17 protein-coding genes are annotated in these 21,106 nt (G+C 42.1%); 10 read left to right on the forward strand and 7 right to left on the reverse strand.

All coding sequences use genetic code 11. From position 1 onward, the window contains the following. Window positions 1-25: 25 nt before the first annotated feature. From KO511_RS13885 to KO511_RS13895, 3 genes are all read left to right on the forward strand, one after another. Window positions 26-997, forward strand: coding sequence for an ABC transporter ATP-binding protein (locus tag KO511_RS13885; RefSeq protein WP_076585029.1), 972 nt, complete (start codon window positions 26-28; stop codon window positions 995-997). After that, a complete protein-coding gene (oppF, locus tag KO511_RS13890) occupies window positions 994-1,986 on the forward strand; it encodes a murein tripeptide/oligopeptide ABC transporter ATP binding protein OppF (RefSeq protein WP_289847793.1) in 993 nt (330 codons plus the stop codon). Before KO511_RS13885 ends, oppF begins: the two co-directional genes overlap by 4 nt. A gap of 131 nt (window positions 1,987-2,117) precedes the next feature. Beyond that, window positions 2,118-3,062: a glutathione S-transferase family protein gene (locus KO511_RS13895; protein ID WP_215988012.1), complete on the forward strand. Its 945-nt coding sequence runs from the start codon at window positions 2,118-2,120 to the stop codon at window positions 3,060-3,062. Here the strand turns inward: KO511_RS13895 and KO511_RS13900 are convergent. The 3 genes from KO511_RS13900 to KO511_RS13910 form a co-directional block, all read right to left on the reverse strand. Further along, window positions 3,059-4,072, reverse strand: a complete 1,014-nt coding sequence (locus tag KO511_RS13900) for a GGDEF domain-containing protein (protein ID WP_215988013.1) — start codon at window positions 4,070-4,072, stop codon at window positions 3,059-3,061. The two genes, KO511_RS13895 and KO511_RS13900, sit on opposite strands and share 4 nt — an antisense overlap. Window positions 4,073-4,162: 90 nt before the next feature. Next, window positions 4,163-6,307: a phosphate acetyltransferase gene (gene pta, locus KO511_RS13905; protein WP_215988014.1), complete on the reverse strand. Its 2,145-nt coding sequence runs from the start codon at window positions 6,305-6,307 to the stop codon at window positions 4,163-4,165. A gap of 117 nt (window positions 6,308-6,424) precedes the next feature. Next, window positions 6,425-7,621, reverse strand: coding sequence for an acetate kinase (locus KO511_RS13910; protein WP_215988015.1), 1,197 nt, complete (start codon window positions 7,619-7,621; stop codon window positions 6,425-6,427). Between the two features lie 346 nt (window positions 7,622-7,967). Between KO511_RS13910 and yfbV the strand changes: the two genes are divergently transcribed. Continuing rightward, complete coding sequence (gene yfbV / locus KO511_RS13915) at window positions 7,968-8,420, forward strand: terminus macrodomain insulation protein YfbV (protein WP_171361480.1); 453 nt, start codon at window positions 7,968-7,970, stop codon at window positions 8,418-8,420. A gap of 83 nt (window positions 8,421-8,503) precedes the next feature. On the opposite strand, the gene ald is transcribed toward yfbV, so the two are convergent. Then, window positions 8,504-9,628 carry an alanine dehydrogenase gene (gene ald, locus KO511_RS13920; protein ID WP_215988016.1) on the reverse strand — a complete coding sequence of 375 codons (1,125 nt, stop codon included), beginning with the start codon at window positions 9,626-9,628 and terminating at the stop codon, window positions 8,504-8,506. A gap of 174 nt (window positions 9,629-9,802) precedes the next feature. Here ald and lrp point away from each other — a divergent pair, with 174 nt between their 5' ends. Together lrp and KO511_RS13930 are read left to right on the forward strand one after the other, a co-directional pair. Next, window positions 9,803-10,297 (forward strand): leucine-responsive transcriptional regulator Lrp, encoded by a 495-nt coding sequence (gene lrp / locus KO511_RS13925; RefSeq protein WP_125321135.1) that lies wholly within the window; start codon window positions 9,803-9,805, stop codon window positions 10,295-10,297. Window positions 10,298-10,492: 195 nt separating this feature from the next. Next, the gene (locus KO511_RS13930; protein WP_215988034.1) at window positions 10,493-13,318 is read left to right on the forward strand and encodes a DNA translocase FtsK; all 2,826 of its coding nucleotides are present in this window, start codon (window positions 10,493-10,495) and stop codon (window positions 13,316-13,318) included. 85 nt (window positions 13,319-13,403) lie between these two features. Here the strand turns inward: KO511_RS13930 and dsbB are convergent, their stop codons facing one another. Together dsbB and nhaB are read right to left on the reverse strand one after the other, a co-directional pair. Continuing rightward, entirely contained in the window at window positions 13,404-13,925 is a 522-nt protein-coding gene (dsbB, locus tag KO511_RS13935; protein WP_215988017.1) for a disulfide bond formation protein DsbB, read from the reverse strand. 126 nt (window positions 13,926-14,051) lie between these two features. Then, window positions 14,052-15,641 (reverse strand): Na(+)/H(+) antiporter NhaB, encoded by a 1,590-nt coding sequence (nhaB, locus tag KO511_RS13940; RefSeq protein ID WP_215988018.1) that lies wholly within the window; start codon window positions 15,639-15,641, stop codon window positions 14,052-14,054. A gap of 686 nt (window positions 15,642-16,327) precedes the next feature. On the opposite strand from nhaB, the gene fadR reads away from it, so the two are divergent. Then, window positions 16,328-17,167 carry a fatty acid metabolism transcriptional regulator FadR gene (gene fadR, locus KO511_RS13945; RefSeq protein WP_215988035.1) on the forward strand — a complete coding sequence of 280 codons (840 nt, stop codon included), beginning with the start codon at window positions 16,328-16,330 and terminating at the stop codon, window positions 17,165-17,167. A gap of 72 nt (window positions 17,168-17,239) precedes the next feature. On the opposite strand, the gene KO511_RS13950 is transcribed toward fadR, so the two are convergent. Then, window positions 17,240-18,409, reverse strand: coding sequence for a DUF1887 family protein (locus KO511_RS13950; protein WP_215988019.1), 1,170 nt, complete (start codon window positions 18,407-18,409; stop codon window positions 17,240-17,242). A gap of 402 nt (window positions 18,410-18,811) precedes the next feature. On the opposite strand from KO511_RS13950, the gene hinT reads away from it, so the two are divergent. The 3 genes from hinT (at window position 18,812) to KO511_RS13965 (ending at window position 21,050) form a co-directional block, all read left to right on the forward strand. After that, window positions 18,812-19,162 carry a purine nucleoside phosphoramidase gene (gene hinT / locus KO511_RS13955; RefSeq protein WP_215988020.1) on the forward strand — a complete coding sequence of 117 codons (351 nt, stop codon included), beginning with the start codon at window positions 18,812-18,814 and terminating at the stop codon, window positions 19,160-19,162. Between the two features lie 104 nt (window positions 19,163-19,266). Further along, window positions 19,267-20,664: a COG3014 family protein gene (locus KO511_RS13960; RefSeq protein WP_215988021.1), complete on the forward strand. Its 1,398-nt coding sequence runs from the start codon at window positions 19,267-19,269 to the stop codon at window positions 20,662-20,664. Next, a complete protein-coding gene (locus KO511_RS13965; protein WP_215988022.1) occupies window positions 20,661-21,050 on the forward strand; it encodes a YcfL family protein in 390 nt (129 codons plus the stop codon). The genes KO511_RS13960 and KO511_RS13965 overlap by 4 nt, the downstream gene beginning before the upstream one ends. Window positions 21,051-21,106 lie beyond the last annotated feature (56 nt).

A 21,106-nucleotide genomic window follows, 5' to 3' on the forward strand; every position in this document is an offset into this window, starting at 1 on the left:
TCTATAAAAGATTAAGGAAGCAATGATGAGCTTGTTAGATGTCAAAGATCTGCGCGTCGAATTCACCACGCAAGATGGTATCGTCACCGCAGTTAACGATTTAAATTTTTCCCTCAATCAAGGGGAAACTCTGGGTATCGTTGGTGAATCCGGATCAGGAAAATCCCAAACCGTTTTCGCCATTATGGGGTTATTGGCAAAGAACGGAATTATCACAGGTAGTGCTAAGTTTGAAGGCAACGAAATTCTCAACTTGCCAGAAAATGCGCTCAATAAAGTGCGAGCTGAACAGATCGCAATGATATTTCAAGATCCCATGACGTCACTTAACCCTTATATGAAGGTGAGTGACCAGTTAATGGAAGTATTAATGCTGCATAAAGGAATGGGTAAAGCGGAGGCATTTGAAGAGTCTGTCCGTATGCTTGAAGCGGTCAAAATTCCAGAAGCTCGCAAACGTATTACGATGTACCCGCATGAATTTTCAGGGGGCATGCGGCAACGAGTGATGATCGCCATGGCTCTGTTATGTCGGCCTAAACTGTTGATCGCAGATGAGCCAACAACTGCTTTGGACGTGACGGTTCAAGCACAGATAATGGATCTGCTCAATGAGCTGAAAGATGAATTCAATACTGCAATCATCATGATTACTCACGACTTAGGTGTCGTGGCGGGTTCGTGTGACAAGGTACTGGTGATGTATGCTGGCCGGACGATGGAGTATGGTACGGTTGATGAAATATTCTATAACCCAAGTCACCCCTACGCGGAGGGGCTGTTAAAAGCAATCCCTCGATTAGATGCAGAAGGTGAAATATTACCGACTATTCCAGGCAACCCGCCGAACTTACTTCGTCTACCTCAAGGCTGCCCTTATCAAGAGCGTTGTCACCGGGTAATGGATCGTTGTAAGCAAGATGCACCTATTTTGACGCCATTTGGTGATGGCCGTCAGCGTGCGTGTTTTTCCAAATGGGAGGCTTGGGCAGAATGAGCGAAAATAAACCGTTATTATTGGATGTAAAAGATCTTAAAGTTCACTTTAGTATTGCGTCAAAATCGCTTTGGCCATGGAGTAAAGCGTCTAATTTGAAAGCGGTTGATGGTGTCAATATTCGCCTGTATGAGGGTGAGACACTAGGCGTTGTTGGCGAGTCAGGCTGCGGTAAATCGACGTTTGCACGCGCTATTATTGGGCTAGTGGAAGCGACCGATGGCGATGTTATGTGGCTTGGCCAAGACCTGACTAAAATGCAAGAGGTTCAGCGCCGAGAAACACGGAAAGATATTCAGATGATCTTTCAAGACCCGCTTGCGTCGCTTAATCCGCGCATGACGGTAGGGGATATTATTGCTGAGCCATTGGAGACATTTTACCCACAACTTGATGCAGAAGAAGTTAAGGATCGCGTCAAAGCCATGATGGCGAAAGTAGGGTTACTACCAAATGTCATCAATCGTTACCCTCATGAATTCTCAGGGGGCCAATGTCAGCGTATTGGGATTGCGAGAGCACTGATCCTAAAACCTAGAATGATCATTTGTGACGAACCTGTATCGGCTCTGGATGTATCGATTCAGGCTCAGGTTGTTAACCTTTTAAAAGAACTGCAAAAAGAACTCAAACTTTCTTTGGTGTTCATTGCTCACGATTTGTCGGTGGTTAAACATATCTCTGATCGTGTGCTGGTCATGTATTTAGGTAATGCGGTAGAGTTAGCGGAGTCGAAAGCATTGTTTGCCGACCCTAAACACCCCTACACACGTGCATTGATGTCTGCCGTTCCTATCCCAGATCCAAAGCTTGAACGCAGAAAAAAAATTGTCATGCTAGAAGGCGATTTACCGTCTCCGATAAGTCCTCCTTCTGGTTGTGTCTTCCGTACTCGGTGCCCGCAAGCGAATGAGGCATGTGCCAGCACTAAACCGACCATCCAAGGTAATGATGTTCATGCTGTTTCCTGTTTGCAGGTCAGCATATAACGCCACTTAAACCCAGTAAATGTTTCAATAGCGGATTCAAATAATTCGAACAACAAAGCCAACTTCTTCTTCTTCAGATTAAGTTGGTTTTTTTTATACTTGGAAGAATTATCGTTTTTGAGGAGTAAATTATGGGTAAATTGGTTGAAGGGGTATGGCAAGACATTTGGTATGATACCAAGTCAAGCAATGGGAAGTTTGTCCGTGAGGATGCGGGGTTTCGCTATTGGATAAAAGATCATCCTGAATCCAGGTTCATTCCAGAGTCAGGACGCTATCACTTATATGTATCGCTTGCCTGCCCATGGGCACATCGAACGTTGATCTTTCGTAAGCTTAAACAGCTCGAAAAACACATCGAGATTACCGTGGTGAGTCCTGACATGATGAATCAAGGTTGGACAATGGCGATACCTGAACCTTTGTTTGGTTACACCCGATTACATCAAATGTATACCCAGGCTCAAAATAACTATACAGGGAGAGTTACTGTTCCTATATTATGGGACAAAACACATCAAACGATTGTAAGTAATGAGTCAGCCGACATCATTCGAATATTCAATACTGAGTTTAACAACATTACAAACAATAGCGATGATTACTATCCTAAAAAGCATCAGTTAGCTATCGAGGAGTGGAATACTTATATATATTCCAACATTAATAATGGGGTTTATCGTTGTGGTTTTGCAACGACTCAAGAGGCCTACGAAGAAGCTTTTGATAACCTATTTAATGCACTTGATCACCTTGATAACTACTTAGCGACCAATCGTTATCTTATTGGTGATGTGTTGACTGAAGCTGATTGGCGGCTTTTCACCACCTTGATCCGATTTGATGCTGTCTATGTAGGTCACTTTAAATGCAATAAAAAAAGAATCGCTGATTACACCAATCTTCATGGATATATGAAAGAACTTTATCAAATAAAAGGTATTGCTGATACGGTCGACTTCTATCATATCAAGCGTCACTACTATTATAGTCATACTGGCATTAATCCAGTGCAAACTGTACCCAAGGGGCCAGATCTTAGTTTAGATTCTGCTCACGGCAGGGAAGGTATTTAATCAGAAACGGCAACGATTTGATTACGCCCTTGATTTTTTGCTTGGTATAAAGCGATGTCGGTTTCTTTCATTGTGTCGTCGATGGCGACCCTTCCGTCTTTGACAATCAGCTTGCTCAAACCGCCGCTAAGAGTTACGTATAAGCTATCTTCTGAAATCGGGATAGCAGTTTGACTCAACGCAACCCTGACGTCATTAGCCATTTCGAGTGCTTCCTCTATGCTGTTTGAAGAGAAAATGGCACAAAATTCTTCACCACCTACTCTGTAGAGAGATTCTTTGCCTAGAAAATGAGTAATACTTTGAGTGACAGTTTTAAGAACTTCATCTCCAGCGGCGTGTCCATAAGTGTCATTGACTTGTTTAAAGTGATCTAGATCGAAGTGAATCAAAAAATGATCCCGGATAAATTCATGTTTATTGGCGGTATCGTTTTCTAACGCTAATCGATTTTTGGCACCGGTTAATGGGTCTAATAACGCAGCATTACTGAGTTCGTTTCTTATTTTTCTTTGAACATCTTCATGGACAAAAGATATAGCCCAAATAAGAAAGTAGGGAATAGTAAAGTTAAATAGAGTATAGGCAGTCGAGTTAACAAGGGGAGGATATGAAGCGAGAATGAAGACGGCAGCAATATAGAAAACCAAAGTTGCCAGAGAAGCAGCAAAGCGGTTAAAGAAGATATGGTAAAGCGCTGGGAAACAGAAGGCCCAGAACACGAGAACAGAGTAGCCACCTGCAAAGGCGAGACTGTATGTGAGAATAGCAGTGAGGCCTGCTATTAAAAGAACGGAGTGCCAAGGCCTATGTCGGCCATACTGGATGGATAAAAAAATATAGATACAAGCCAGTGTGTAGATAGAATCTACAAGGCCAAATTTTGGTAAATCCAAAAAAAAGAAGTTGGTAATGGTAAATCCAGTTCCTATTGCCGCTAAGAAGAAGCTGGTGATCTTAAGGACATTCTGTTCAAGAGAAGCTTGTGAACTGAGTAAGTTAGATCGCATTTTAAACCCCAAACAGATGTTTTGGGTAAAGTGTAGCAATAAAAAAAAAGCAGTTGCGATAGCAACTGCTTTTTCATAGAAATAACCAGCTTAGTTGTGCTCTTGATCTGCTTGTATTGCGGTCAGCGCTATAGTGTAGACAATGTCATCGACGAGTGCACCGCGTGACAGGTCGTTAACTGGTTTACGCATGCCTTGTAGCATTGGTCCAATGGAAACAAGGTCCGCACTACGCTGAACGGCTTTGTAAGTTGTGTTGCCGGTATTTAGGTCTGGGAATACAAATACCGTCGCTTTGCCTGCAACAGGTGAATTAGGTGCTTTAGATGCTGCTACGTTTTCCATAATTGCAGCGTCATATTGCAAAGGACCGTCGATGATCAGATCTGGGCGTTTCTTTTTAGCTAACTTGGTAGCTTCACGCACTTTATCTACATCTGCACCTTTACCTGATTCACCAGTCGAATAAGAGATCATAGCTACACGTGGCTCTATTCCAAAAGCAGTGGCAGAGTCAGCTGATTGAATAGCGATTTCTGCTAGCTGTTCCGCGGTCGGATCGGGATTAATTGCACAGTCACCATACACTAGCACTTGATCTGGTAGAAGCATAAAGAATACTGACGATACAATGGATGCGTTTGGTGCAGTTTTTATGATTTGGAATGGTGGCACGATAGTATTGGCTGTCGTGTGAACTGCACCAGAGACTAATCCATCAACTTCTTCATTTTCAAGCATCATAGTGCCCAAAAATACAGAATCTTGTAGCTTTTCTCGGGCTACTACTTCTGTCATGCCTTTTGTGCCTCGCAACTCAACCAAACGGGCGACATAGTTTTCTCGGATGGCTTCTGCATCTATAATCTGCACACCGGTACTCAGCTCAACACCTTGCTGCTCTGCAACTCGTTTGATTTCTTTTGGATTACCAAGAAGTACACATTCTGCAATTCCACGCTCAGCACAAATAGCGGCTGCTTTAACTGTTCGTGGTTCATCACCTTCAGGAAGTACAATACGTTTAGCTGCTTTGCGAGCAAACTCAGTTAATTGATAACGGAAAGCTGGAGGGCTCAATCGGCGGGACTTTTTCGTCCCTTCTGTCATAGATTCGATCCAGTTACCATCAATATGACCAGCAACATGTTCGTTGATAAACTCGATACGTTCTTTATCGTCGGCTGGTACTTCGATACTAAAGCTTTGCAGGTTTAGCGAGGTTTGCCAAGTATTACCCTGCGCTTTAAAAATTGGTAGACCAGAGTCAAATGCTGGTTTGCAAAGGCCAGTGATTGAGTCAGGGATATCATAGCCGCCAGTTAGTAATACCGCACCAATATCGACCCCATTCATTGCGGCAAGTGCAGCTGCAACAATCACGTCTGGGCGATCTGCAGAGGTAACCAATAAAGAGCCAGGTTTAAAGTGCTCAATCATATTAGGTAAAGAGCGAGCGCAGAAGGTGATGCTTTTGATTCGACGGGTGTTGATATCACCCTGATTGATGATGTCAGCTTTCAGGTGTTTTGCCATATCAATTGCACGGGTAGCAATCAAGTCAATACTCCATGGAACACAGCCAAGTACACGAATAGGTGAAGTGTTAAAAATTTCCATCACCTTCATTTCATTTTGCTGCGCACTGTCTGCATCATCGAAAATTTCAGAAAGGTCTGGACGTGTGCGTCCAGCATCATCCACAGGAGCATTGAGCTTATTAATAATAACGCCTGAGATGTTCTTGTTCTTGGTCCCACCAAAGTTTGAGCAAGCAACTTCAATGCGGTCTTTTAGCTGTGCAGGGTTATCTGTACCTGGCGTTGCAACGAGAACAATTTCTGCACCCAGTGTAGCAGCAATCTCTGCATTGACCTGGTTAGCAAATGGATGTTTTCGTGTTGGGACTAATCCTTCAATTAAAGTTACATCTGCATCTTTATTGATTTGATTGTAGCGTTCGACAATAGTTTCGAGTAGCTCATCCATGTTGTCATTGCCAATCATATGCTCTGTAACTGACATGGCTAATGACTGTCCAATTTTCATGTCGCTATTGTGAGCCACAATGGTGGAAGTCAGATCAGGTTGGTCGCCCCCTGAACGAGGTTGACAAATGGGCTTATAAAAAGAAACCTTAACACCCTTACGTTCCATAGCACGTAGCACACCCATGCTGACGCTAGTAAGGCCAACTCCTGCGCTAGCAGGGATAAGCATAATAGTACGAGACATTCGTAGAATACCTTTTGCTATTTATATCAAAGCTTAACTATTATTCCTCTTGACTGAATAGGAGTTAAGCCCCTAAAAAGAATATCGGCTGACTTAAAAGTCAGCCGATGAAGTTATTTAAAGACTTGCTAAACGTGCTGTATCTTCAGCGATTACTAGCTCTTCGTTGGTGGAAATAACCATCGCTGGGATTCTACTGCTGCCAGTAGTGATAGTTCCTTCGCCACCGAAACGAGCTTTAAGATTAGCTTGTGAGTCTACTTCGATTCCAAATATGCCTAGTCGGTTCAGAACCATTTCACGGATAGGGCCAGAATTTTCGCCAATTCCACCTGTGAATATGATGGCATCTAATCGACCGTCAAGCGTAGCCGTATAGCCCGCAACATATTTTGCTAAGCGGTGACAAAATACATCCATAGCACGTGTCGCTTCTTCTTTGGTACCATAGTTGTCTTCAACAAAACGGCAATCTGACGTTACTTCGGTCAATCCAGCTAGCCCAGATTCTTTGGTTAGCATGGTGTTGATTTTATCTACTGAGTAACCAAGTGTATCGTGCAGATGGAAAATGATTGCTGGATCGATATCGCCACAACGTGTTCCCATGACTAAGCCTTCAAGAGGAGTCAGGCCCATAGAAGTATCGACAGATTTTCCATTCTTTATTGCACACACTGAAGCACCATTTCCAAGGTGACAGTTGATGATATTTAGTTCAGTTTCTGGCTTGCCTAAACGGTTTGCGGCTTCACGAGCAATGAAAAGATGAGAGGTACCATGCATGCCGTAACGTCGAATGCCTTGTGTTTTGTACAGATTATATGGAAGGGCATATAAGTAAGCCTCTTCAGGCATTGATTGATGGTAAGCGGTATCAAAAACAGCAGCCATCGGTAGATTAGGGAAAGCTTTTTGAGCTGCTTTAATACCAATAATCGCGGCTGGATTATGAAGTGGTGCAAGTGTTGCACAATCTTCGATTCCCTGTAAAACATCAGTGTCAATCAGTGCCGATTGGGTGAATTTCTCTCCACCATGTACGACTCGATGACCAATAGCTTTGAGCTGCTGAGCAAGTTCTGGTTTGGAAGCAAGGATAGTTTCAACAATGAAGGAAAGAGCTTCATCGTGCGCTGCGCCTTCACCTAGTTGAGCTTCATGCTTACCATCAAGTTTCCATTTTATACGAGCTTCCGGAAGATGAAGACATTCCGCGAGACCTGTTAAGTGCTCGTTACCATTTTTGGCATCGACAATGGCAAACTTAAGTGAAGAACTACCGCAGTTTAAAACTAAAACCAGCTTAGACATGAGTGGCTACCTGTAATAATCAGTTAGAATAAAAATTAATCAAAAGAATAGACGACGCTCGATAAGCTGCATACTAATCTTGAGTAAAAAGTCAATTTCCATATTTAAAGACAGCGGTGAAATCGTTCACTGCTTGCGCATCCACTGCAGAAGGGTCTCGATAGTTGCTTAAATGCTAAATAACAGCAACAATGAGAGAGTAGGCCTGTAAAGGATAACGATAATGGTCAATAATAACAAAAAAATTTGAAATAATATTAATTTTTGTCAATTAATTACGACTTAATTTTAATTATTAAAATTTTTTTTGGCTATTGTGGGTAGGTTAGTGTAGTGAGAGAGCCCTATGAGTAACAAAGTCAGTTTAGTGCATAACCTTCGGGATGGACAAAAGTATATGGATGCTTGGCCTATGCGCAAGGAACTCAATTTTATGTTCCCTGAACAGCGCATTATTAAAGCCACCAAATATGGCGTTAAAGTTATGCCCGCTATTGCGGCGATAAGCGTGTTGACGCAGATGGCGTTCAATAACTATCAATCTATGCCCCAGGCTGTCATTATTGCCTTGTTTGCGATAAGTCTTCCAATTCAAGGAATGTGGTGGCTTGGCAGTCGTGCGAACACGCGACTTCCACCTGCATTGGCAGGCTGGTACAGAGAAATACACCAAAAGATCGCTGAAAGTGGTTTTGCTTTGGAACCAGTAAAAAACAGGCCAAGATACAAAGAATTAGCACAAATCCTCAACCGTGCATTTCGCCAGCTTGACAAAAGCTCGTTAGAGCGATGGTTTTAGGCTTCAGAATTGGACATTTCGCCCATTAAAAAAGCGCGCACCGAAGTGAGCGCTTTTTTGTTATGTGTTATCTAAGCTTAAGGCTAGTTGAACATCTCAATGGCACTAGCAGGCTCGATGTACTCAAGCTCAAAGCTTTCAGCGACTTCTTTACAAGTTACTTTACCATGAATAACGTTCAGTCCTTCTAAGAAACCTTTATCTTCAAGAAGCGCTTCACGATAACCCTTGTTTGCGAGCTTAACAATATAAGGGAGAGTGGCATTGTTTAGTGCGAATGTTGAAGTACGTGCAACAGCTCCAGGCATATTGGCAACACAGTAGTGAACTACGTCATCAATAATATAGGTAGGATCTGCATGAGTTGTTGCGTGAGAAGTCTCAAAACACCCGCCTTGGTCGATCGCTACGTCAACCACAGCCGCACCAGGTTTCATTTTGGCAATGTGTTCTTTAGTTACTAGTTTAGGTGCAGCTGCGCCTGGGATAAGTACTGCGCCGATAACAAGGTCTGCATCTAATACATGTTTTTCGATTGCATCTTCAGTTGAATAAACTACTTTTGCTCGGCCTTGGAACTCCTCATCTAAGCGACGTAGTGTATCAAGATTACGATCTAAAATAGTCACATCAGCACGCAGACCTACAGCCATACGAGCAGCATTAGCACCGACAACACCTCCGCCGACAACCACGATTTTTGCAGGTTCCACACCAGGAACTCCACCAAGAAGAAGACCACGGCCCCCGTGAGACTTCTCTAAAGTTTGTGCGCCAGCTTGGATAGACATGCGGCCTGCGACTTCAGACATTGGTGCAAGTAGTGGTAAGCGACCCATATTATCTGTTACAGTCTCATAGGCTATACAGACAGCTTTGCTCTTGATTAGCTCTTCGGTTTGTGGAAAATCTGGTGCTAGGTGCAAATAAGTAAATAATATTTGCCCTTCACGGAGCATTGCTCGCTCAACAGTCTGAGGCTCTTTAACTTTTACAATCATTTCTGCTTGCGAAAAAACGTCAGCAGCGGTAGGAAGAATGGATGCGCCTACAGAGATGTAATCATCGTCGGAAAAACCGATGCCCGAACCGGCATTGGTTTCGACAAAAACCTGGTGACCTTGAGATATTAGTTCGCGAACGCTAGCTGGGATCATTCCAACTCGGTACTCATGGTTTTTGATTTCCTTAGGTACGCCAATGATCATCCTGACTCCTCATTTTATATTGGTTGTATTAACTATAATGGTTGTATTCACTATGTGTAGGGTAATTCTATCGAATTAATATCTAGTATAGATACGATTGAATAAAATTTGATACTGAATATTAAAAAGTTGTAGTATATTTTTTTGCAAGGAAGTAATAAGGTGGAATAAAAAATGGCAGACAACAATAAGAAGCCGTCTAAGGATCTTGACCGCATCGATCGCAATATTCTAAATGAATTGCAAAAGGATGGTCGTATTTCAAACGTTGAACTTTCTAAACGAGTTGGTCTTTCGCCAACGCCTTGTTTAGAACGTGTTCGCCGTTTGGAGCGTCAAGGGTACATAACGGGCTATACAGCCTTGCTCAATCCGCAGTTTCTCGATGCGTCACTATTGGTTTTTGTTGAAATTACGTTAAATCGTGGCGCACCAGATGTGTTTGAACAGTTTAATGTAGCAGTGCAGAAGCTTGACGATATTCAGGAGTGTCACCTAGTTTCAGGTGACTTTGACTACCTGCTAAAGACCCGAGTATCGGATATGAGTGCGTACCGAAAACTCCTTGGCGATACGCTTTTACGACTTCCTGGAGTTAATGACACGCGAACTTATGTCGTTATGGAAGAGGTGAAGCAAACAAATCAATTAGTGATTAAAACCCGCTAAGCTATATGTATTAGCGAAGGCCTTTCGGTATTCTGACTTAAGGCAATTGGGTTTTTAGTCCTAATATGATTAAATCAATAGTCCGAGGGGCGTGGCTTCTCGGACTATTTTTTTTCTTACTATACTGGCTAGTGATTGTTTGCCGCAAGTGAGTGGCATACCAACAGTCAGTACCAAGCATTTGATAAGTGGGTTATGTTCAAAGACAGTAAAAACAAAGTTGAAACCATAATTAAAACTGGAGATGAGTTACAGTCGTCACGTCTTGATGCTCCCCAGCGCCTCAAAGAGTGCAGCTTTATTGTGAGTGTATTGACTTCCATTTTGGTGTCGGTGTCATTATTTACTTTTAATCCAGCAGATCCATCATGGTCTCAGACAGCATGGGGAGATGATATCCATAATGCAGGTGGTATTGTGGGAGCATGGTTAGCGGACACTCTGTTTTTTACCTTTGGTTCTTTGGCCTACCCAATACCAATTATTGCTGCGGTTACTGGTTGGTTTTTTTTTAGGAAGCGTGAAGAAGGTGAGTCTATTGACTTACTTTTGTGGGGTAGCCGATTACTCGGATTAACTGTGTTGATTATGACCAGCTGCGGGCTTGCGGATATCAACTTTGATGACATTTGGTATTTTTCATCTGGGGGGGTGGTAGGTGATGTGTTAACAAGCCTTGCGCTTCCAACACTAAATACTCTTGGGACCACTTTGGTTTTTCTTTTTCTCTGGGGCGCTGGCTTCACATTACTTACTGGAATATCTTGGCTGACAATCGTTGACCGGCTCGGTGAGTATACGATGAGCTTGTTAACCGCCGTTACCAATAAATTTCGCGGAGAAAAGGATGAGCTGATTGAACCTCAATTAGTAGATTCGACGGAGCATTCTAGCCCGGTTAACGAAGATCTTGAGTTGCTCGAAAGCATAGTACCGGAGCGAAAGGATTTAACGCCACGTAGATTTAATATTCATATGCCTGAAACTCACAACGAGCCTGTTATACCAGTGCCAGAAGTGATTAACTCACCAGTTTTTGAGCCTTTAGATCCCGTATTTTCTGAGCCTAGTGATCAACAGCGTAATAAGCAGCTTGACGCCACTATTGAAGAGTTAGAAGCGGCAGCGCAGCATGAGGATGACTTTGCAGTTCAAGAAAATATCAATGATGTTGATGCTGTAAAAGAAGCCGATGAAGTTACCCAAACCACTAGGGTACAGAATCAAACTATCTCTATTGAAAGTGAACTTGAGGCTGACATTAAATCTGAATACCTTCATCTAGAGCCGGTTAAATTTGAACAAATGGTTTCTAATACAGAGTTAGAAGAGTCAGAACCTGTTATTTCAACGTTTGATGTAGCTGAAGATGAGGTTGATATAGTCGATACTGCTCCCCAAGTTAATGCCAGCGATGAAGATTCGATGGCATTTCAAACTATTGTCGCACAAGCGCAATCAAAGGTTGTAGCGCAGCAAAACCCTTTCCTCGTTCAGAAAGAAATCAATTTGCCTACGCCTGCAGAACCGATGCCAACCCTTGAGCTTCTTTATCACCCTGAAAAACGTGAAAACTTTATTGATCGTCAAGCCCTTGAAGACATTGCAAGGCTTGTTGAGTCCAAACTTGCAGATTATAAAATTACAGCGGAAGTGGTGGGCATATTCCCAGGACCAGTTATTACCCGATTTGAACTTGATTTAGCACCTGGGGTGAAAGTAAGCCGTATTTCAGGGTTATCTATGGATTTGGCACGTTCGCTTTCTGCTCTGGCTGTCAGAGTAGTGGAGGTTATCCCAGGTAAACCATATGTTGGGCTTGAATTACCGAACATGAGTCGCCAGACCGTCTATTTTTCCGATGTTGTGGCCAGCCCCCAGTTTGTTGATGCTAAGTCTCCAACTACGGTAGTACTTGGGGAAGATATTGCTGGAGAAGCCGTTGTTGCTGATTTGTCCAAAATGCCTCATGTATTGGTGGCGGGTACTACAGGTTCTGGTAAATCAGTTGGCGTGAATGTAATGATTCTCAGCATGCTTTATAAAGCTTCACCCGAAGATGTTCGCTTCATTATGATTGACCCCAAAATGCTTGAACTTTCGGTCTATGAGGGGATACCCCATCTATTATCTGAAGTTGTGACAGATATGAAAGATGCTTCTAACGCCTTACGATGGTGTGTAGGTGAAATGGAGCGTCGCTACAAATTGATGTCGGCGCTTGGGGTTAGAAATATTAAAGGTTTTAATGATAAATTGAAACTAGCGGCTGAGGCTGGGCATCCAATTCATGATCCCCTGTGGCAAGCTGGTGATAGTATGGACGAGCTTCCACCTTTACTTGAAAAGTTGCCGTACATTGTTGTTATCGTTGATGAGTTTGCCGACTTGATGATGGTGGTAGGTAAGAAAGTTGAAGAACTCATAGCCCGCCTAGCTCAAAAAGCTAGGGCTGCTGGTATTCATTTAATCCTCGCTACTCAGCGGCCTTCGGTTGATGTGATTACTGGGTTAATAAAAGCAAATATTCCAACTCGTGTTGCCTTTACTGTATCTACGAAAGTTGATTCTAGAACCATTCTGGATCAAGGTGGAGCCGAGTCCTTATTGGGCATGGGTGATATGCTCTATCTTCCTCCTGGTTCTAGCCATACAGTACGTGTACATGGTGCATTTGCATCAGATGATGATGTACATGCTGTGGTTAATAATTGGAAGGCTCGTGGTAAGCCAAATTATATAGATGAAATTACCCATGGTGATCAAGGGCCAGAGGCTCTATTACCAGGTGAAAAATCAGAAGGTGAGGAGGAAATGGACCCTCTATTTGACCAAGTTGTTGAACATGTAGTTCAATCACGTCGAGGTTCAGTGTCCGGTGTTCAGAGACGTTTTAAAATAGGTTACAACCGTGCCGCACGAATTGTTGAACAATTAGAGGCTCAAGGCATAGTGAGTGCTCCTGGGCATAACGGTAACCGTGAAGTACTAGCGCCAGCCCCTGGCCGGGAAGTGAACTAGGAAATTAAACAGGATTTATTCAGTAAAAAGCAAGAGCAGTGTAGCTCTTGCTTTTTCTTGTCTTGGTATTTATACAGTGGGGGTGTTATTTTTTACCGCTGTTAAATTGAGCAAGCACAATAAATGTTAATGCTATCAGATTCCCAGCAAAGATAACCACTAGCCACTGTGGCATTGATAAGCCCAAAAACTGCCACACAATCTCACTGCAATCGCCATAGGCTTCAAATAGCCATGGGGCCCATTGGTTTATAGGGGCCCAATCTGGGAAGGTGACAAACAGATCGCAAGTTGCAAAAGGAGAGGGGTTAAATTGGTAGTCAACGTGTTCTAATGCCAAAATAAGCCCTTTATAAGCGCCGACTCCCCATGCAGTCAGGCCTAGCCATCGAATTAATGGATTTCGAGGTGCTATTACGCCAATGATTGCAGCACCGCCAATAGCCAACATGGCGACTCGTTCATAAATACACATGACACAAGGTGATAGCTGCATGACATGCTGAAAGAATAAGGCGGCTGCTTCAAATAAAATGACTGAAAGTAGTAATAACAGCCAAGAAAGCCGAGTTTTAGAAAAGGTATTGAGAGTGCAAAGAACGTTCACAGATTTATCCTGTTGTAAAAAAGCTCTGACTATTCAGAGCTTTTTACCGCGTAAAAGTTTCGCTTTCAACCAAAACTTTTATTTGTAGTGATCAAAGGTTTTTACCATAAGTTGCTGAACCGTAAATTAGTGGCCATTAGATATTGCTTGGTTTGGTTCACCAGTATGTTGGACAATCCAGCCTAAATCATAAAACCAAGCAGTCATAGGCTCGACTAAAAAGATGATCCCAGCAAGACCTACTAGTGTTAGCACTATAGTGTAGGGTAACGCCATGATCACCATACGACTATATGATAGGCGTATTAGTGGTGCTAATGCAGACGTTAGCAAAAACAGAAATGCAGCCTGGCCGTTTGGCGTAGCAACGGAAGGTAAATTTGTCCCTGTATTAATAGCAACAGCGAGTAAATCAAACTGATCACGTGTAATGATGCCCTCCAGCAAGGCTGTTTTGACTTCATTAATATATACTGTTCCGACAAAAACATTGTCTGACACCATAGATAACAGACCATTGGCGATATAAAATAGTGCCAACTGAGTGCTTTTATCTTCTACATGAAGCACAGTATCTATCACTGGTTTGAACAGTTGCTGATCAATAATAACGGCTACGATTGAAAAGAAAACGGCAAGAAGGGCAGTAAAGGGAAGCGCCTCTTCAAATGCTTTGCCAAGAGAATGTTCTTCAATCACACCTGTAAAAGCGGTAGCAAGAATAATGACAGATAAACCTATCAACCCTACTGCAGCAAGGTGGAAGGCTAAGCCTAGGATTAACCAGATTGCAATAACACCTTGAATCCACAGTTTAGCGACATCCTGTTTGGTGCGATTTTTGCGTTCTTGATTGTCAAAATCCACCAAAATCTTACGAACGTTATCAGGTAAACGGCTGCCATAGCCACATATTTTTAGTTTCTCAACCAAAGCGCTGGTAAGAAGGCCAAACACAAATACGGGAGCAGTGATTGGTAACATACGAATAATGAATTCGCCAAATTGCCAGCTTGCTTGATCAGCAATAATAAGGTTTTGGGGCTCTCCGACCATAGTCATAACACCACCCAAAGCCGTACCCACACCAGCGTGCATCAAAAGTGAGCGCAGAAAAGACCGGTAATTTTCCAAATCATCACGAGTCAGCTCACATAAGTGATCGTCTTTGGTATGGTCATGGGACGCACTAGAACGAATCCCCGATGCGACCTTATGATAAATAGCGTAAAAACCGACTGCCACACTGATAACCACAGCAATCACTGTTAGAGCATCTAGGAATGCCGATAGAAAAGCAGAAGCAAAGCAAAAAGCCACAGAAAGTAAACTCTTTGAACGAATACCAAGTAGGATCTTTGTGAATATGAATAGCAGTAATTGCTTCATAAAATAGATGCCAGCGACCATAAAAACCAGCAAAAGTAGCACTTCAATATTCGCGACAAGCTCATGTTTTACTTGTTCAGGACTTGTCATACCGATAGCGATCGCTTCTATGGCAAGTAACCCACCTGGTTGTAATGGGTAACATTTTAATGCCATAGCGAGGGTAAAGATAAACTCCGCAACGAGTAGCCACCCTGCGACAAAAGGGTCAACAAAGAAAAAAACAAGTGGGTTGATTAGCAGGAATAAAAAGATGGTAACTTTATACCAATCTGGTGCTTTGCCTAAGAAATTTTTTATGAAAGCATTTCCGAGCGACATCGGCATGATATTTTTACTCTTAAACGTTGTAATGAATAGACACTTTGGGTGCTTAAAACTGAGCGTCTGGGCAACATTGCTTAGGTTGTTTCTATTTTGAAGATAGAAGGCAACATAAAAATGTTTAAACAGACTTTATTCAACAGTGGCTTAGCGAAAAAGGATGGTTTACCTTGCACTTTTGCTAAATCATTCCCTGAGAAAAAAAAGCACTCCTTACTTGGGGCGCAACTCTACTCCTCAAGTTAATTTAGTCAATAATAAACACTCTAATGATAAAAATCATAGTGAACTTTTGTCCAAAAACGCGATCCCAGTTACGTTAAAATGGGGTGAGAGTTGTGAAAAAAAACAATTCATGGTGCCTATAAACTCAGATGCTTAAATACAGTAGTTTATATCACTTAATTGCATCAGTTTTTGCCTACTTAGTTGTAAATAAGAAAGAGCGCTCATAGCCACTAATACACTACAAAACATGAACTAATGTACGATCCCTTTGATAAAAATAAACATTAAATGACTTTGGCAATGTATGAATAAATCTATAATTGCATAATTAACATTAGATTTTTTGCTCTATATGAGTTTTTACACTTTGTTTGCGATTGTCCTGTTTCCGATACACGAAAACTAGTGGTATGATGAGTGATATTAGACCCTATAAATCAGAATATTGGATAGCTAAACACATGGTCATTAAGGCAAAGAGCCCAGCAGGCTTTGCAGAAAAATACATCATTGAGAGTATTTGGAAAGGGCGTTTCCCACCAGGTTCTATTCTTCCCGCTGAACGCGAACTTTCTGAACTGATTGGGGTGACTCGTACAACACTTCGTGAAGTACTACAGCGCTTGGCTCGTGATGGTTGGTTAACGATACAACACGGAAAACCGACCAAAGTTAACCAGTTTATGGAAACGTCAGGGCTGCATATTCTTGATACCTTGATGACTTTGGATGCCGATAATGCGACTTCTATTGTAGAAGATTTACTCGCAGCCCGTACAAATATCAGTCCTATTTTCATGCGTTATGCTTTTAAAGCGAATAAAGAAAGCTCTGAGCGAACGATCAGTGGCGTAATCGAATCTTGTGAAAATCTTCTCGCCTCAGAATCATGGGAAGACTTCATGTCTTCGTCACCCTATGCAGAAAAAATTCGGCAGTTTGTCAAAGATGATGGAGAGCGTGACGAAGAAAAACGTCATGCTACTTTACTGGCGAAGACTTTCAATTTTTACGACTACATGCTTTTCCAGCGTTTAGCTTTTCATTCAGGCAATCAAATCTATGGTTTGATATTTAATGGACTTAAAAAGTTGTATGATCGCGTTGGCAGTTATTATTTTTCAAATCCTATAGCGAGAGAGCTAGCGCTACAGTTCTACCGTGACTTATTGGAAGTTTGTGAGACGGGTAATCGTGATCGTATTATCGTTATTATCCGGCATTATGGAATGGAAAGTGCTCAGATTTGGAATGAGATGAAGAACTCACTGCCAACTAATTTTACTGAAGATGATAGTTAATATATTTCTTTATTCGTAATGAACGAAAACAGGCCTGCTAGTCGGCCTGTTTTTTAATATAAAGTTAGCGGCTTAACCTATATCAGAATCATCATATCCACCTGCCTCTTTATACCAATTCGTCAGGTGTGTTTTTAAATCTTTAAGTTCTTCAGGGCCAATTAAGGCAAGTCCTAGATCTTCTGCTCGAGTGATATCGTTATAACGTAGAGGTCTAAAACTGACCAACATAGCCCGGGCTTGTAATCCGCCGAGTAAATCACGCAAGGATTCTAGTTTGTATAATGTGTCATCACCATCGTCACGCATGCCCTTGGTTTTACATTCAATGATATGTAGTTTGTTATTTGCTACCGAGGCAATATCTAATTCATTGCGAACTTCACGGTCTCCAAGTTGGCGGTATACCTGAACATTGAGTGAGTGGTCTTGTATCGTTGGTATGTCTTTCTGGATATCACGTACAGTGCTATGCACAAGAGTTTCTAACCACTCACCATTTGAGAATCGGCGAGCGTCTTCATTGGCGAAAGTCAGTATTCCATCTTCATAGCTTGCAATGTCCGCTGCGACTAGGTCGCTTAGAAGCATATTAAGTTCGCGATAGCCTTGTTGTTTTTCTGACAGTTCAACATTAAGCTTTTGTTCTTTTCTGCATGTGGTTGCCAGATAGTTGAGTGTCGCAAGTCCAGGCCCTAACTCAAGAGCATTACTTGCCCATCGTTCACCTAGCTCATAAAGTTTTTGGTCTAGAGGCGCAGGCAATTCTTGATGGTTAAACTCACCTCGAGCACCAAATACGGTTAAGTAATCATCAATAGTGATTCTATCTTCAAGTTGAGTGTCTTCTTTACCATCAGGGTAAAGCCAACATAGCCTATCTGTGTTGGGCTCCACCACAAAAATTGACCAATGGTAGGTACGGAAAATTTCGTACACAGACAGCAGTTGATGACGAAGACCACAGCTGGCGTTTAATTTGACTTCTTCGCCACGCACCCTGAGATCATCCGCTAAAATTCCGACCGCGCATTTAATTCTTGACGTATTAGCAACGTTCGGGATTTCAAAAAATTCGGATGTAATGTTTCTTTTGGCCAGAACACTTTGTAACCTTTGGTACATGGGTACCTGGTTCTTAACACCAATGAAAACGATATGATTACTGATAGTGCGGTTATCCAATAATGGAGTTACCAAGCGAATGGGGTCTTGATCAATTATGCCAACATGGACTGCCATATAGTTTCCTCATTATTGGCTTGCAAATTGGTAAGATAGATATGAGCAAGCCTTATTACCCATATAAAGACAGTGTGTTAAAAAAACAAGAGCGAAGGACGAAATTGACCGATATGTATGGATAATTTGCCTAGCCCTGACAAATCAAGAATTTTAAGCATATGCAATCTGTTCATCAGTATCTGATATACATAGATACATAAGTTGTAGAGAAAATGAACTTAAAAGTATCGCTTGGCCAAATATAAGACAGACTTTAAAGGCAGTTTGTTGCATACTTTGTCCTCTGCGATTTGCTCATGAGTATGTGGAAAGTGAACACTGTTTTTATTGTGATTTTATTGCGCTTAGCGCATACTCCTTGGCAATAATCAATGCTAATAATAAGTAATGGAGTGCTTCATGACTGAAGAAACTATATTCAGTAAAATAATTCGTAAAGAGATTCCTGCCGATGTGGTGTATCAAGATGATCTTGTTACGGCTTTTCGTGATATCAACCCGCGGGCACCAAGCCATATATTGATTATTCCAAATAAATTGATTCCAACAGTCAATGACATTGAGGAACAGGATGAACTTGCCATGGGCAGAATGTTCACCGTTGCACGTAAAATAGCTAAGCAAGAAGGTATTGCTGAAGATGGTTATCGATTAATAGTAAACTGCAACTCGCATGGAAAGCAGGAAGTCTATCATATACATATGCACTTAGTTGGTGGTCGTCCTCTAGGTTCAATGCTCGTCAGCTAAATCTGAGGTTAATATAAAAATAGTGGTGGTCATGCAAACTTTTTATGATTACTACTGTCAAAAGCGGCGATCATAAAATTCTAATAACTCATTCGGAGCACGAAGTGCAAAAACACGTTCGACTCGCATTAGTAGTATTTAGCTCAACAATTCTTTCAGCCTGCGCTAATTTTTCTGCCGGTAATTTATTTAGCCATTACAGTGCACAAAATAGTGACCTATACCAGGCGGTAAAAGAAGGGCAATATCAAGAAGCAGAGCAAGCCTTACCTGAGCAGGTGGCTGGTGACATTCTTGATAACATGGAAAAAGGCCGCGTTTATTTACTGAATTCGCAGTATGGTGAGAGTAAGTCTGCTTTTGAGGCCAGTGATCAAGCAGTAAGAGCCCAGCAAGATAAGGCAACAATATCCATTTCGGACACTGCAACCAGTGTCGGTTCCTTGGCTGTCAATGATAATCTAGATACCTATAAACCTGCCGATTATGAACTGGGCTTTCTACATTTGTACCTTGGTTTAAATTACCTTAAAAATAATGATCTTGAAGGCGCGATAATAGAAATGCGACGTGCCAATCAGGTGCAAGAACGAGCAAGAAAAGACAGAGAGAAAGAGCTAGAATCTGCACAGCAGGATATGCAATCTAAAGGGCTAACTCCTAATATTGGTAGTGTATTATCTAACTACCCTGATGCTGGTAAGACGCTCCAAGCAGTACAAAATGGTTACCTACTTTATCTTTCTGCGCTCCTTTATGAAGCGAATAAATCGCTAAATGATGCCTATGTTGATTATCGGCGTGCTTTAGCTGTTATGCCAGAGAACACTGCAGTGATTGATGGCGCAAAACGTGTTGCTAAACGTCTCGGTATGAATGAAGACTTGGCGAAGTTAGAGATGCGATATGGCAAGAGTTATTTTCTTGATGATGATAAAGCTAGAGTTATTGTGATTGAGGAGCAAGGTGTTGTCGATGCGCTACAAGGGTGGAAGCAAACTTTACCACTCTTTGATAGTAATGGTAATGTTGCGTTATATACGATTGCTCTACCTCATTATGGGCAACACAATACACAACCTTTCCCTGCGACTCAATTTAACCAAATTAAGCTTAACAGTGATCTGATGACGGATGTGAATGTTATGGCTCAGTTTGATTTGTCTGAGAGAATGCCAGCGATTATTATTCGCCAAGCACTACGAGTTTGGGCTAAAGACGAGTTACGCAAGAATGCCACCAATGAAGACCAACTGGGCAACGCATTGGTCAATATCTGGAATACGCTAACTGAGCAGCCAGATACTAGGAGCTGGTTAACTCTTCCAGGCCAAATTCGCAGTAGTAGCGTGATTGTAGAGCCGGGGCAACAGACGCTGTTGGTTGGCGATCACCAAAAATATCAGTTTGAGGTTGAAGCAGGTCGTACTGCTTTAGTTTGGGTCTCTCGTCAGGGAGGTAGTGCCATAATTTGGCATAAACAGTTAGGAAATATTAGATGAAAAAATGGCTTATTGTAGTAATTGCTGGATTACTCATGGTGGGTTGCTCGAGTAACACCGCAGGTTTACGTATTGATGGAGCATCGCAAACTGTGTTGTTTGGTGATAACGTATTGGCCGGTCGACTGCATATAGATGATATCTCTACTGCTGATGTTGATGGTCGTGCCCGCGGCGTGGTACGAGTAAGCAGCCAATACAAAGGAGATCAGCATATACAGTATCGATTCTATTGGTATGATGATAGTGGCCTAGAGGTCAACACTAAGCTTGGGCCTTGGCGACAAACTGTCGTACGAGGCATGGAAACCATCTCTATCTCTGAAGTTTCAGTGAATCCGAATGGCAAACAGTTTCGCATTCAGATTCGTGAAAGTGACAACTAAGGGTTAAAATCTCGGTATTTTTCCCGACAACAACTAACACAAGATTCTAGAAAAAT

Source organism: Vibrio hepatarius (genome assembly GCF_018860525.1).
GTDB lineage: Bacteria > Pseudomonadota > Gammaproteobacteria > Enterobacterales > Vibrionaceae > Vibrio > Vibrio hepatarius_B.